General features: G+C 69.3%; 11 protein-coding genes and 1 tRNA gene. 5 read left to right on the forward strand and 7 right to left on the reverse strand.

What is annotated here, in order from left to right:
• Positions 1–29 precede the first annotated feature (29 nt).
• Positions 30–887 carry a proteasome assembly chaperone family protein gene (locus ABMQ42_RS13580; RefSeq protein WP_349723522.1) on the forward strand — a complete coding sequence of 286 codons (858 nt, stop codon included), beginning with the start codon at positions 30–32 and terminating at the stop codon, positions 885–887.
• Here ABMQ42_RS13580 and ABMQ42_RS13585 read toward each other — a convergent pair.
• Positions 884–1,714 carry an undecaprenyl-diphosphate phosphatase gene (locus tag ABMQ42_RS13585; protein ID WP_349723523.1) on the reverse strand — a complete coding sequence of 277 codons (831 nt, stop codon included), beginning with the start codon at positions 1,712–1,714 and terminating at the stop codon, positions 884–886. The genes ABMQ42_RS13580 and ABMQ42_RS13585 overlap by 4 nt on opposite strands.
• Positions 1,715–1,763: 49 nt before the next feature.
• Entirely contained in the window at positions 1,764–3,071 is a 1,308-nt protein-coding gene (locus tag ABMQ42_RS13590) for a M20/M25/M40 family metallo-hydrolase (RefSeq protein WP_349723524.1), read from the reverse strand.
• 118 nt (positions 3,072–3,189) lie between these two features.
• Here ABMQ42_RS13590 and ABMQ42_RS13595 point away from each other — a divergent pair.
• Positions 3,190–3,275, forward strand: a tRNA-Leu gene (locus ABMQ42_RS13595).
• Between the two features lie 78 nt (positions 3,276–3,353).
• Here the strand turns inward: ABMQ42_RS13595 and ABMQ42_RS13600 are convergent.
• On the reverse strand, positions 3,354–3,965 hold the full coding sequence (locus ABMQ42_RS13600) for a hypothetical protein (RefSeq protein ID WP_349723525.1): 612 nt from the start codon (positions 3,963–3,965) through the stop codon (positions 3,354–3,356).
• A 91-nt stretch (positions 3,966–4,056) separates the two neighbouring features.
• On the opposite strand from ABMQ42_RS13600, the gene ABMQ42_RS13605 reads away from it, so the two are divergent.
• Together ABMQ42_RS13605 and glgB are read left to right on the forward strand one after the other, a co-directional pair.
• Positions 4,057–6,144: a maltotransferase domain-containing protein gene (locus ABMQ42_RS13605; RefSeq protein WP_349723526.1), complete on the forward strand. Its 2,088-nt coding sequence runs from the start codon at positions 4,057–4,059 to the stop codon at positions 6,142–6,144.
• Entirely contained in the window at positions 6,141–8,288 is a 2,148-nt protein-coding gene (gene glgB, locus ABMQ42_RS13610) for a 1,4-alpha-glucan branching protein GlgB (RefSeq protein WP_349723527.1), read from the forward strand. Before ABMQ42_RS13605 ends, glgB begins: the two co-directional genes overlap by 4 nt.
• 14 nt (positions 8,289–8,302) lie before the next feature.
• Here the strand turns inward: glgB and ABMQ42_RS13615 are convergent, their stop codons facing one another.
• Together ABMQ42_RS13615 and ABMQ42_RS13620 are read right to left on the reverse strand one after the other, a co-directional pair.
• Positions 8,303–9,244, reverse strand: coding sequence for a tetratricopeptide repeat protein (locus tag ABMQ42_RS13615; RefSeq protein WP_349723528.1), 942 nt, complete (start codon positions 9,242–9,244; stop codon positions 8,303–8,305).
• Entirely contained in the window at positions 9,241–11,064 is a 1,824-nt protein-coding gene (locus ABMQ42_RS13620; protein WP_349723529.1) for a DUF8094 domain-containing protein, read from the reverse strand. The genes ABMQ42_RS13615 and ABMQ42_RS13620 overlap by 4 nt, the downstream gene beginning before the upstream one ends.
• Before the next feature lie 154 nt (positions 11,065–11,218).
• On the opposite strand from ABMQ42_RS13620, the gene ABMQ42_RS13625 reads away from it, so the two are divergent.
• The gene (locus ABMQ42_RS13625; RefSeq protein ID WP_349723530.1) at positions 11,219–12,280 is read left to right on the forward strand and encodes an AI-2E family transporter; all 1,062 of its coding nucleotides are present in this window, start codon (positions 11,219–11,221) and stop codon (positions 12,278–12,280) included.
• Between the two features lies 1 nt (position 12,281).
• Here ABMQ42_RS13625 and ABMQ42_RS13630 read toward each other — a convergent pair whose 3' ends face one another.
• Positions 12,282–13,004: an alpha/beta hydrolase gene (locus tag ABMQ42_RS13630; RefSeq protein ID WP_349723531.1), complete on the reverse strand. Its 723-nt coding sequence runs from the start codon at positions 13,002–13,004 to the stop codon at positions 12,282–12,284.
• Entirely contained in the window at positions 13,005–13,289 is a 285-nt protein-coding gene (locus ABMQ42_RS13635; protein ID WP_349723532.1) for an Rv1322 family protein, read from the reverse strand. It lies immediately after the preceding gene.
• Between the last annotated feature and the right edge of the window lies 1 nt (position 13,290).

The following is a 13,290-nucleotide window of genomic DNA, read 5'->3' on the forward strand; positions in this document are numbered from 1 at the left end:
GAGGAGGAACGATCGTGGGAGGGGCACGAGTGGACGGATTAGGCCGGCGGGTACTCGTCGTCGCCTTCGACGGCTGGAACGACGCTGGCGAGGCGGCGACCTCGGCGACGGCGCTGCTCAAAGAGACGGGCGCCTACGAGCCCGTGTTCGCCGTCGACCCCGAGCTCTACTTCGACTACCAGTACACGCGACCCGAGATGCATGCGGAGCCCGACGGGCGGCGCACGCTGACGTGGCCGGATGCCACGGTCTACCGCCCCTCGGGACGGCCGCGCGGCACGCAGCTCTGGCTGCTGACCGGGGTCGAACCGGCGCGCGCCTGGAAGGCGTTCTCGGCCGAGCTCGTGGATGTCATGCTCCGCGAGGATGTGACGGGTCTCGTCGCCCTCGGATCGATGATGTCCGACGTGCCGCACACGCGCCCGATCTCCGTGTTCGCGGGCAGCGACAACGACCGGCTGCGCGCCGCCCTCGGAGTCGAGAAGCCCTCCTATGAGGGACCGGTGGGCATCCTCAGCGCACTGTCCGTGGCGGCCGAGGAGGCAGGCATCCCCACCATCGGGCTCTGGGCCAGCGTGCCGCACTATGTCGCGGGCCACACGCCGTCACCGAAGGCGACCCTCGCGCTCCTGGAGAAGCTCGAGGAGATCACCGGCACCGCGGTCCCCCGCGGAGACCTCGCTGCGCAGGCCGCGACCTGGGAGGCCACGATCGACGCCGCAGCCGCCGAGGACGACGAGATGAGCGAGTACATCCGTCAGCTCGAGCAGGCCCGCGACACGTGGGATTCGCCCGAGGCCTCCGGCGACGCGATCGCCCGCGAGTTCGAGCGGTACCTGCGTCGCGGCGGTGAGGGCAAGCCGGGCCGCGACGACCCCCGTCGTTAGGGCTCGATCACGCCCATGCTCAGCAGGACGATGATCGTCGCGCCGATGGCGACGCGGTAGACCACGAACGGCAGGAAGCTGTGCTTGGAGATCCACTTCATGAAGAACGCGATCACGGCCAGCCCCACGACGAAGGCCACGACGGTGGCAGCCGCCGTCTCGCCCATCGTGAAGACCTCCTGCGTCGGCGACTTCACGGTCTTGACGAGCTCGAACAGTCCACTGCCGAACACGGCCGGGATCGCCAGGAGGAACGCGTATCGCGCCGCAGCCTCGCGTGTGTATCCGAGAAGCAGCCCGGCGGTGATGGTGCCGCCCGAGCGTGACACGCCCGGGATGAGCGCGAGGGCCTGCGCGAAGCCGTAGATGACGCCGTGCCCGACGGTCAGGTCGTCGAGCGAGCGACGCTGCTTCGCGTACATGTCCGCGATCCCGAGGATGACGCCGAAGACGATGAGGCTCAGCGCGACGATCCACAGCGATCGCAGCGTCGTCTCGATCGCGTCCTGGAAGAGGAGCCCGAGCACGACGATCGGGATGGTGCCGATGATGATCAGCCAGCCCATCTTCGCGTCGGGGTCGTTGCGCGGAATCCTTCCGAACAGCGCGCGGAACCAGTGCCCGATGATGCGCACGATGTCACGCCAGAAGAAGACGATGACAGCGGTCTCGGTGCCGATCTGCGTGATCGCGGTGAAGGCCGCTCCGGGGTCGCCGGCGTCGGGCAGGAACGCCCCGACGATGCGGAGATGCGCGCTGGACGAGATCGGCAGGAACTCGGTGAGGCCCTGGACGAAACCCAGGAAGATCGCCTCGATCAGGTGCATGGACGCCTTTCGGTCGGAAGGGAGGTGGAGGAGAGCAGGGCGGACGGTGTCAGCAGGTGCGGAGGAGATCGGCGAGCACGTCGCGGCCGAAGTCGAGCGCGTCGAGCGGCACACGCTCGTCGACGCCGTGGAAGAGCCCGGTGAAGTCGAAGCCCGCGGGGAGGCGCAGCGGGGCGAACCCGTAGCCGGCGATGCCCAGGCGCGAGAGCGCCTTGTTGTCGGTGCCGCCGCCCATCAGATACGGCATCACCGGTGCGCCGGGATCGGCACGATCGAGGGCGGCGAGCATCGCCTCGACGAGCGCGCCGCCGAAGGCCGTCTCCAGGCCGATGTCACGGGTGACGACCTCCACGTCGATGTCGTCGCCGACGATCCGGCGGATGTCGGCGAGCACCTCGTGCTCCGTGCCGGGGAGCACGCGTACGTCGATCGCCGCCGAGGCGGTGTCGGGGATCACGTTGTGCTTGTATCCGGCTTCGAGACCGGTGGGGTTGGATGTCGTGCGCAACGTCGACCGCACGAAGCCCGCCGCGGGGCCGGTGAGGTCGGCCAGCGCGTCCGGATCCTCGGCCGGCTCCCCCGTCAGCTCCGACAGCTGTGCGACCAGCGCGCGGGTGGTCTCGGTCAGCCGCACGGGCCACTGCGTGCGCCCCACGGCCGCGACGGCCTCGGCCAGGCGGGTCACGGCGTTGTCAGGGTGGAAGCCGCTGCCGTGGCCTGCGCGGCCCCGCGCACGCAGCCGCAGCCAGAGCAGGCCCTTCTCCCCCACCTGCAGCAGGTAGGCACGGGTGCCGCCCACCGTGATCGAGTACCCGCCGACCTCGCTGATCGCCTCGGTGGCGCCGTCGAACCACTCCGGCCGGTCGCGGACGACGAGCGCCGAGCCGAGCACGCCGCCGTTCTCCTCATCGGCGAAGAACGTGAGGATGACATCCCGCGCCGGCTGCTCTCCGCCGCGCAGCAGATCAGCGACCGCTGTGAGCATCATGGCGTCCATGTTCTTCATGTCCACGGCCCCGCGGCCCCAGAGCATGCCGTCGCGGATCTCTCCGGCGAAGGGGTCGACGCTCCAGTCCTCGGCGATCGCCGGCACGACATCGAGGTGCCCGTGCAGCACGAGTGCGGGCCGCGTGCGGTCGCGACCAGGGATGCGCACCGAGAGATTGGTGCGGCGGTCGACGGGCTCGTAGACCTCGGGATGCAGACCGAGCGCCTCGAGGTAGGCGATCACGTACTCCGCGGCCTCGCGCTCGCCGACAGCACGTCCGCCGCCGTGGTTCGTCGTGTCGATGCGGATGAGGTCCCGCGCGATACGGGCGACCTCGCTGAGTTCGGGCGCATCGCGGTTGTCGGGCATGAGGACCAGGCTACCTGTTGCCCCGGGCGTCATCGGCGCGCCCGGGGTTCGCGGCGGTTCGATCCGGCGCGCAGAACGTGATAATGTCATTCCTCGGTTGCGAAACCGAAAACCACCTGCGCGGGTGGCGGAATAGGTAGACGCGCTAGCTTGAGGTGCTAGTGCCCGTATTAGGGCGTGGGGGTTCAAGTCCCCCCTCGCGCACAGATGGAAAAGGGTCCCGAAAGGGGCCCTTTTCCCTTTGTCGGCGGGGCCGGCGCGAGCCCCCCAAAGGCTGGGCCCTCAGCCCCGCGAGACGAGGTATTCGTCGATCGCACGAAGGGCCTGCGCGCGGTAGTCCTCCTTGCTGAGATAGTGCGCGTAGTGCGGCACCCTCACCATCCGTGCGCCGTCATGCCAGTGCTCGCGCAGCAGAGCGAACAGATCGCCGCCGAACACGATGACCAGAGGATCGTCACTCCCGACCGCCGCGAGCTCGTCGTCGAGCCGTGCCAGCTGATCGCGCACGACCAGCGGATGCGCGCGCAGGAACGCGATCGTGCGCTTCGCTCCGTAGCACTCGATGCCCTTGAACGCGTCGGTCAGGTACGCGCCCCAGAACAACGTCGCCCGGTACGCGTGGCGCAGCTTGAAGTGGTTCGCCCGTGGCGACGGATCGTGGAAGTTGCTGAACGGCACGGGCATCGGCGCGCCCGATCCGTTGATGCCCAGCATCACGACCTCGGGCTGCAGGGTGTCCAGCAGGTGCTCGTTCTGTTCCGGGTCGAGCACCGACATCTCTCCCACGCCGTCCTTCACCCCCTGACCGGGCCGGGCATCCGCCCAGACGGCCCAGCTGCCCACCACGCCCCAGTCCCGTCGTGCCTCCTCGAAGCGGTCACGCGTGATGCTCATCGAGCGCCTTTCTTCCACGATCGTCCGTCTCTCAGTCTTCCGCACCCGCCGGGTGCTCGATCCGCCGCCGCGTGCGCGATAGGTTCGACCCGTGGCATCCCGCTCTCGTACGAAGACCGCACCCGCCTGGCGCAGCCGGTCGGCGATTCCGGTGCGGACCCTGCCGTCACCCGCACACGACACCCCGACCGCGACAGGCCGCATCCCCCTTGTGGATCCGCGACCGACCCTGCCGGGAGTCGGGATGCTCCACCCCAAGGCCTTCTCCGGTGAGGTCGTTCCCTTCCAAGTCGTGGCGTTCCGTGAGGGGCATGACCTGATCGGCGCCCAGCTGCGGCTGTTCACGCCCTCCGGTGACGCCTCGGTGCATCGCCTCGCACCGCTCGCGGACGGCTTCGACACGTGGCGCACAGAGATCGCGCTGCTCGCCGAGGGCGACTGGACCTTCCGGTTCGAGGCGTATGCAGACGACTTCGCCACCTGGCGGCACGCGGCCGCGCTGAAGATCGCAGCGGGAGTGGATGTCGCGGTCATGGCACTGCTCGGTGCGCAGCTGTGCACGCGCGCCGCGGCCGAGACCGATCGCCCCGCCCGGCAGCGCACCGCACTGCGCCGCTGGGCCAAGGCGCTGGGCGCCGCGACCGACGACCCGACCACGGCGCTCGAGATCGTTCGCGATGCGGACCTGGCCGTCGTCTTCCACGACCGCCCGCTGGCATCGCTGGCGACGATCGGCGAGACGTTCCCGCTGCGCGTCGAACGCGAGCGCGCCGGCGTGGGTGCCTGGTACGAGTTCTTCCCGCGCTCGGAGGGCGCGATCCGCGAGAGCGACGGCACCGTGCACAGCGGCACGTTCGCGACCGCGTCCGCACGGCTGCCCGAGGTCGCAGGCATGGGCTTCCAGGTCGTGTACCTGCCGCCGATCCACCCGATCGGCGTGACCAACCGCAAGGGCCCGAACAACTCGCTCACCGCGGGCCCCGGCGACCCGGGATCACCGTGGGCGATCGGTGCCGCCGCCGGCGGCCACGATGCCGTCCACCCCGACCTGGGCACGCTCGACGACTTCCGCGGCTTCGTCGCCGACGCGCGCTCCGAGGGGCTCGAGATCGCGCTCGACCTGGCGCTGCAGGCCTCTCCCGACCATCCCTGGGTGACGACGCATCCGGAGTGGTTCACCACGCTGCCCGACGGCACCATCGCCTTCGCCGAGAACCCGCCGAAGAAGTACCAGGACATCTACCCGATCAACTTCGACAACGACCCCGACGGGCTGAGCGCCGAGGTGCTGCGCATCGCCCTGCACTGGATCGCACAGGGCGTGCACATCTTCCGCGTCGACAACCCGCACACGAAGCCGCTGTGGTTCTGGGAATGGCTCATCCGCGAGGTCACTGCGCGGCATCCCGAGGTCGTGTTCCTCGCCGAGGCGTTCACGCGCCCGAATCCGATGCAGGCGCTGGCCCGCGTCGGCTTCCAGCAGAGCTACTCGTACTTCACCTGGCGCAACACGAAGGCCGAGCTCGAGGAGTTCCTGACCGGCGTCAGTCACGAGACGGCCGACGTCTTCCGCCCGAACCTGTTCGTGAACACTCCCGACATCCTCACCGAGTACCTGCAGTTCGGCGGACGGCCCGCCTACCGCATCCGTGCCGCCATCGCTGCGACGGCAGCGCCGCTGTACGGCGTGTACGCCGGGTACGAGCTCTACGAGAACGTGTCGCGTCCGGGCTCGGAGGAGAACATCGACAACGAGAAGTACGAGTACAAGTTCCGCGACTGGGCGGCCTCTGAGGCCTCCGGCGACTCGCTCGCCCCGTACCTCCGCCTGCTCAACGGCATTCGTGCCGCGCACCCGGCGCTGCGACAGCTGCGCAATCTGACGGTGCAGTACAGCGACGACGACGCGGTCCTCGTCTATGTGAAGCACGCCGACGGCGTGCTGACCGGCACCGGCGAGGACGACACCATCATCGTGGTGGCCAACCTCGATCCGCACTCGGTCCGGCAGACGACGATCCACCTCGACACCCGGCTGTTCGGCATCGCGCCGGGCGAGCAGTACGCGGTGCGCGACCTCGTCACGGGTGCCGACTGGACGTGGACGGATCACAACTTCGTCCGGCTCGACGCGTTCGCCGAGCCGGTCCACATCGTGCAGGTGAAAGGGCGGTCATGACCTCCGACGAACTCCTCGACCGCGTCGCCGCGGGCGCCCACCATGCGCCGCACGATGTGCTCGGACTCCATGAGGGGCGGGATGCCGCGGGCCGGCCGATCTGGCGGGTGCGGGCGCGACGCCCTCTGGCCGAGACGGTGACCGCCGTGTTCGCCGACGGCGACCGGGTTCCCCTGGCGCATGTGCGGTCGGGCATCTGGGAGGGCACCCGGCACGGCCGCGCGGACGCCTACGAGCTCGTCACGACCTACCCCGACGGCCCCGACTTCACCGCCGACGACCCGTACCGTCATCTGCCGACGGTCGGCGAGTTCGACCTGCACCTGATCGCTGAGGGGCGGCACGAGCGACTGTGGGAGGTCCTGGGCGCCCATGTGCGCGACGCCGACGGAAGCTCCGGCACCGCCTTCGCCGTCTGGGCGCCCGACGCACGGGCCGTGCGGGTGGTGGGCGACTTCAACGGCTGGGACGGCGCGGGCCATGCCCTGCGCACCCTCGGCTCCAGCGGCATCTGGGAGCTGTTCGTGCCCGGTGTCGGCATCGGCACGGTGTACAAGTACGAGATCCTCACGCCCGACGGCGACTGGATCCTCAAAGCCGATCCGCTCGCTCGCCTCGCCGAGACTCCCCCGGCCACCGGATCGGTCGTCACCGCGTCGTCCTACGCGTGGCGGGACGAGGACTGGATGGGCGCGCGCGCCTCGGCTCAGCCGGTCGACCGGCCGATGTCGGTCTACGAGCTGCACATGGGCTCGTGGCGCCCGGGACTCGGCTATCGCGACATCGCCGACCCGCTCATCGCGCACGTGCACGAGCTCGGGTTCACGCACGTCGAGTTCCTTCCCCTGGCCGAGCACCCGTTCGGCGGCTCGTGGGGCTATCAGGTGAGCGGGTATTACGCGCCGACCAGCCGGTTCGGCACGCCCGACGACCTGCGCCATCTCATCGATCGGCTGCACCAGGCCGGTATCGGCGTGCTCCTCGACTGGGTGCCGGGCCACTTCCCCAAGGACGGGTTCGCGCTCGGGCGGTTCGACGGACGGCCGGTGTACGAGCATCCCGATCCTCGACGCGGCGAGCACAGGGACTGGGGCACGTACATCTTCGACTACGGCCGCAACGAGGTGCGCAACTTCCTGGTGGCCAATGCGCTGTACTGGCTCGACGAGTTCCACGTCGACGGGTTGCGAGTGGACGCCGTCGCCTCCATGCTCTACCTCGACTACTCCCGGGTGGACGGCGAGTGGGAGCCCAACATTCACGGCGGCAGGGAGAACCTCGAGGCCATCCGCTTCCTGCAGGAGACGAATGCCACCGCCTACCGGCTGCACCCGGGTATCGCGATGATCGCCGAGGAGTCGACCAGTTACGCCGGCGTGACGGCACCGACATCGCAGGGCGGCCTCGGATTCGGGTTCAAGTGGAACATGGGATGGATGAACGACTCCCTCGTCTACGTCGAGCGCGACCCGATGTACCGCTCGTACCACGCCGGCGAGCTGTCGTTCTCGTTCGTCTACGCGTTCAGCGAGAACTTCGTCCTGCCGATCAGCCACGACGAGGTCGTGCACGGCAAGGGCAGCCTGCTCTCGAAGATGCCCGGTGACCACTGGCGCAAACTCGCGAACGCGCGCGCCTTCCTGGCGTACATGTGGTCGCATCCCGGCAAGCAGTTGCTGTTCATGGGCCAGGAATTCGGCCAGCTCTCGGAGTGGTCCGAGTCGCGCAGCCTGGACTGGTGGCTGCTCGATCAGCCGAGTCATCGTCAGCTGCAGGACTTCGTCGCCGCCCTCGGACGCACCTACCGCGACACCCCGGCGCTCTGGGCGCGCGACGGCGACGCCGACGCGTTCCGTCGTCTGGGCGCGCCCGACTGGCATCCCGACGTCCTGGCGTTCTCGCGCGAAGACAGAGACGGCGGGATGCTGGTGGCCCTGTGCAACTTCGGCGGCAACCCCGTCGACGGCATGGTGCTCGACCTGCCGCGGCCGGGCCGCTGGCGCGAGCTGCTCAACTCCGACGCCGTCGCCTACGGCGGCTCAGGGGTCGGGAACATGGGGACGGTCGACGCCGATGCGCAGGGGCGTGCGCGAGTGACGCTGCCGCCGCTGGGCGTGCTCTGGCTGGTGCCCGACAGGGACTGACGAGAACAGCAGCGCTAGAACAGCAGCGAGGTGAGGCGGCGGCGCGCCGCACCCACACGGGGGTCCGCCTCGCCCACGAGCTCGAAGAGTTCGAGCAGCCGCTCACGCACCTCAGTGCGGTCGTCGCCGGGCAGTTGGGCGAACAGGTCGAGCAGGCGCGCGAACGCGTCGTCGACGTGCCCGCCGGCGATGTCGAGATCGGCGACCGCGAGCTGGGCATCGATGTCGGTCGGCGCCTGCGCGGCCGCGGTGCGCACGGTTTCGGCGTTCGCGTTCTGCACACGCTGCAGCAGCCGGACCTGGCCGAGGCCCGCCTTGGCCTCGGCATCGGCGGGGCTCTCGGCCAGCGCCTGCTCGTAGGCCGTGATGGCGCGGGCGTAGTCGCCCTCCTCGATCGCGGCGAACGCCTCGGCGTGCAACGGGGGCATCGGCGGCTCCGCCGGCTCTTCGGCCGGGGCATCCTGCCCCATCGGCACGCTACCCGTCACGCCGTTCTGCGCCGCGACCTGCAGCAGCTGAGTGAAGACCTCGCGCACCTGCTCCTCGGGCACCGCACCCGTGAACAGCGGGACGGCCTGCCCGGCCAGGACGGCCACCACCATGGGGATGGACTGGGCGCGGAACGCCTGCGCGAGCTGGGGGTTCGCGTCCACATCGACCTTGGCGAGCACGATCCGGCCGGCGAACTCGGCGACCACCTTCTCCAGCACCGGGCTGAGCTGCTTGCACGGCCCGCACCACTCCGCCCAGAGGTCGAAGACGACCGGAACCGTCTTGGACAGCTCGGCCGCCTGCGGGAACGTCGCGTCGGTGACATCGATGATCACGCCGGACGCCGGGGTGCCGGCCTCTCCGCCGGTGTCGCCCGCGGCGGGTGCCGTCGCGGCGGGACGGTTGCGCAGCGAGGACAGGTCGACGGCGCCGCGCAGGACGGCGCCCGGGTTGGGCTGGCTCATTGGCTGATCACCTTGGCTCCGAGAATGTTGGACGAGTACCCGAGCAACCGGATCTGGGCATCCGTGGAGCCCACTCCGGGAACGTAGAAGAACAACTGATCACTGTACGTCGTGTTGAAGCCGGACTGCGATTCCTTCACCCCGGTGAGCGCCTTGACCGTGTCGTTCTTGGTGAGCTTGATGACCGAGTCCTTGCTGGTGGGCGTGACGGTCTCCACCTCGTCGACGTTCACCGCGACGATCGCGCCGCTCTCCAGGGTCGCGAGAGCCAGCGGGTCCTCGGCGCCGGCCTCCGAGGAGAACGACATCTTGCCGGTCTTCTTGCCCGAGTCTTCGTCCTTGGCGGTCTTCTCGAACTCTGCGAGCTGCTTCTTGCGGCTCTCGGCGACGCCCTTCAGGAACGGATCGTCGTCGGTCGCGAAGAGGGCCGCGTACTTGCTCTTGTCACCCTTGTCGATCACATCGGCGTATGCCGCGGCGATCTGGCTGGGCGGCATCACGAGGAACGACGAGTCCGGCTGGACCGCCGCCGCGCCGAGGTAGGCGGGTGCGACGTCGGGCAGAGCGTCGGCCTCCAGCCGACCGGTGTAGGCGACCTTGTACTCCGACCACGGATCGGCCTGGGTGATCATCATCATCGTCGACGCGACGGTGTCATCATCGCCGCTCTTCTCGTCGGCGACCAGGAGCACGGTGCGGGGCCAGCCGTTGTACGCCTGCGGCAGCACGACCTTGAGCCCGCCGGCCGGCAGCGGGTCGAGCGCCGCCTGATCGGAGATCTTCTTGCGAAGCGTGTAGTTGGTCTTGCGCTCGGCCAGAGGCGCGCCCGTGAGCCGGGTCGCCGCCAGCGTCGCGTCCTTCTTCTCATCGGCCTTGCTCACAGCGGTGGAGATGCGGCCGAGGATGCGGTCCGCCTGCGTCGCGGTGACCGCCGGGGCCTGCGCGTCGTCGGCGTCCACGACCGTCGCCGTGGGGGTGGGCGTCGGTGAGCCTCCGAACTCGGGCCACGCGTCTGCGGTGCAGCCGGTGAACGCCAGGCTCGACACGACCACGAGCGGCAGCGCGAGGAACGCACGACGGCGCCGAGTGGGTGCCTTCGCGGGGGTTCCCGCACTGATCACGCCCTTGCCCTCCGCCTCGACGGCCAGATCGATCGGCTCGGTCTCGGGCAGCGGAGGCAGGGCCTTTCGACGTGGACCCCGCGAGCGACGCATCCTGCGGATCCCGAGGATGTAGAGGAACACGCCCACGAGCATGAGGATGCCGCCGCCGACGATGAGCGGACCCGCCCAGGGCGTCGAGCGGTGGATCGCCCAGGTGACGGAGATGTCGGCGGGAGCCGGGTCGGTTCCATCCGTGGCGAGCAGGACACTCATCGTGTCGGGCAGCTGAAGGTGCTCGATGAGGATGTCGTCCTGCTGGAACTCGTCGAGCCAGAGGTCCGCCCCTGCGGGGTCGCGGTGCGCGGCATCCGGAACCTTGCCGTTCTCATCCGCCGTCGGCGGTACGACGGCCGTCTTGACCTTGTCGTCCGCGCCGAGGGTCACCGCGTTGTACTCGGTGTCGCTCAGCCACGCCTTCAGATCGGCCGTCGAACCGTAGGCGGCGAACACAGTGCCGTCGGCGGCGGCGCGCAGCGTCTGCGATCCGGGCAGGCGGTCGAGCACTGCTCCGTCGATGAGGGTGTACGACGCCGTGTCGGACACGTCGATCGTGGATGTCTCCGACTTCGGCCCCTGGAAGATGGTCCGCTGCGCCACACCGCTCGCGATCATCACGGCGGCCAGCACGAAGGCGGCCACAGCCCACACGAATCGCACGAATAGTTCCTCCCCGGCCGGGACGTGCGCCCAGCCGATGACTCGACGTTCCAGACTAGCGAACACGACCTGTGTGCGTCCCGGGAGGGTCGTTGTCCCCGCCTGGCGGACCGCCCAGTAGTCTGGCACACATCGCCGACGACGAAGGAGAGCCGTGAAGATCCAGAACCCATTCCGCGTGGCGCTCGTGGCGACGCTCGGGGTCGGCCTCGGGCTCCTTCTGATCGGCAGCATCCAGACGCTCTCCACGATTCTGCTCTATCTCGGCACGGCACTCTTCCTGGCGCTCGGACTCGAACCGGTCGTCGCTTTCCTCGTCCGTCGCCGTCTTCCGCGCTGGACCGCGGTGCTCATCACGATCGTCGCCGTGCTCGCCCTGTTCGCCGGCGTCGTGCTCCTCGTGGTGCCGACCATCGTCGACCAGATCTCACAGCTCGTCGCGTCGGTCACCACGATCGTGCAGGACCCGAACACCCTCGGCAATTTCAAGACGTGGGTCGAGAACACCTTCCCCGGGCTGCAGGTCGACACGGTGTTCGAGACCGTGCAGGACTGGGTCCTGAAGAACCTCGGGAGCATCAGCGGTTCGATCGGCCAGGGCGTGCTGAAGGTGGGCATCGCCTTCCTCACCGGGATGACCGGCGCGTTCATCGTCCTCATCCTGACCATCTACTTCACGGCATCCATCCCGTCCCTGAAATCAGCGGTCTACCAGCTGGTCCCGGCGTCGCGCCGGGCGCGCTTCATCGACCTCTCGGAGCAGATCAGCGATTCGGTCGGCCATTACGTCATGGGCCAGGTGACGCTCGGCGTGATCAACGGCATCCTGAGCTCGATCTTCCTGTCGATCATCCACGCGCCGTTTCCGGCCGTGCTCGCGGTCGTCGCGTTCTTCTTCTCACTGATCCCCCTCGTCGGCACGCTCACGGGATCCGTGATCATCGTGCTCACCTGCCTCATCCCGGGTCTCGGCGCGCCGACGACCGCACTCATCGCCGCGATCTACTACCTGATCTACATGCAGCTCGAGGCGTATGTGATCTCTCCGCGCATCATGAGCCGCGCCGTGTCGGTGCCCGGCGGAGTCGTCGTCGTCGCGGCCCTCGCCGGCGGGTCCCTTCTCGGGCTCCTCGGCGCGCTGATCGCGATCCCGGTGGCGGCGGCCGTGCTGATCATCTACCGTCAGGTGATCATCCCCCGGCAGAACGAGCGCTGACTCAGCCGGCTTCGGGACCGTTCCATTCGGTCGGCAACGGCGCTGCGCCCGGGTTGACCACCGCGACGATCTCGTTCAGCACGCGGCGAGTCTGGTTCTCGCCCACCCAGAGGTGGCGCGCGCCCTCGACCGCGATCATCCTCGCGTGGGGCAGCGCCGCGAAGCGCGGACCCGCATCCGCCGGCGGCAGATAGTCGTCGTGTTCGGGCACCAGAGCGATCACCGCGCGCGGATCGTCGCCCCACGCCGAGAGCTCCTCCTGCGTGGTCCGGTGCAGCGGCGGCGAGAGCAGGATGAGGCCCTCGACCGGGAAGGCGCGCCCGTGCTTGAGGGCGACCTCGGTGCCGAACGACCATCCGACCAGCCAGGGGTGCGGCAGGCGGCGCTCCCCCACGAAGCGCATGGCGGCGGCCAGGTCATGGCGCTCGGTCTCGGCGCCGCCGAATGTGCCCTCGCTGCGCCCTCGCGGCGACGTGGTCCCCCGCGTGTTGAACCTCAGGACGGCGATGTCCGCGAGTGCCGGCAGGCGCCCTGCGGCCTTGCGCAGGATGTGGGAGTCCATGAAGCCGCCGGCTGTCGGCAGCGGGTGCAGGGTGACCAGCGTCGCCACCGGATCGCGCTCTGCCGGTGACGCCAGCTCGCCCACGAGGGTGAGCCCGTCATCGGTGTGCAGCTCGATGTCTTCACGCCGAGCGGGCAGCTGCACCGCACCACGGATCTCCATTCAGTACACCTTCCAGCAGTGCGTGTGCCAATGACGGCGGGCGGCGAGGTCCGCGGCGTCGCCCAGGATCCCATCCGCACGCCACACGACGAGGTGCGCGACACCGACCGCAATCGTGCCGCCGCAGCCGGGACAGACGTACTGCTTCTGCGCCTGGCGAGCTGAGAGCGGCTGCACCGTCCAGTCAACGCCGCGACGGACCTCGGTGCGCTTGAACCCCGCGACGAAGGCATCGAAGGAGTCCCCGCGCGATGGTTCGGGACGCCGCCGGTTCGACCGCGGCATC

The organism is Microbacterium sp. KR10-403, assembly GCF_040196215.1.
GTDB lineage: Bacteria > Actinomycetota > Actinomycetes > Actinomycetales > Microbacteriaceae > Microbacterium.

Bases quoted from the DNA above. Each gene is read 5' to 3' on its own strand.
- ABMQ42_RS13635 (WP_349723532.1), bottom strand. From the start codon at position 13,289: ATGCCGCGGTCGAACCGGCGGCGTCCCGAACCATCGCGCGGGGACTCC.
- ABMQ42_RS13590 (WP_349723524.1), bottom strand. From the start codon at position 3,071: ATGCCCGACAACCGCGATGCGCCCGAACTCAGCGAGGTCGCCCGTATC.
- ABMQ42_RS13600 (WP_349723525.1), bottom strand. From the start codon at position 3,965: ATGAGCATCACGCGTGACCGCTTCGAGGAGGCACGACGGGACTGGGGC.
- ABMQ42_RS13615 (WP_349723528.1), bottom strand. From the start codon at position 9,244: ATGAGCCAGCCCAACCCGGGCGCCGTCCTGCGCGGCGCCGTCGACCTG.
- ABMQ42_RS13585 (WP_349723523.1), bottom strand. From the start codon at position 1,714: ATGCACCTGATCGAGGCGATCTTCCTGGGTTTCGTCCAGGGCCTCACC.
- glgB (WP_349723527.1), top strand. From the start codon at position 6,141: ATGACCTCCGACGAACTCCTCGACCGCGTCGCCGCGGGCGCCCACCAT.
- ABMQ42_RS13630 (WP_349723531.1), bottom strand. From the start codon at position 13,004: ATGGAGATCCGTGGTGCGGTGCAGCTGCCCGCTCGGCGTGAAGACATC.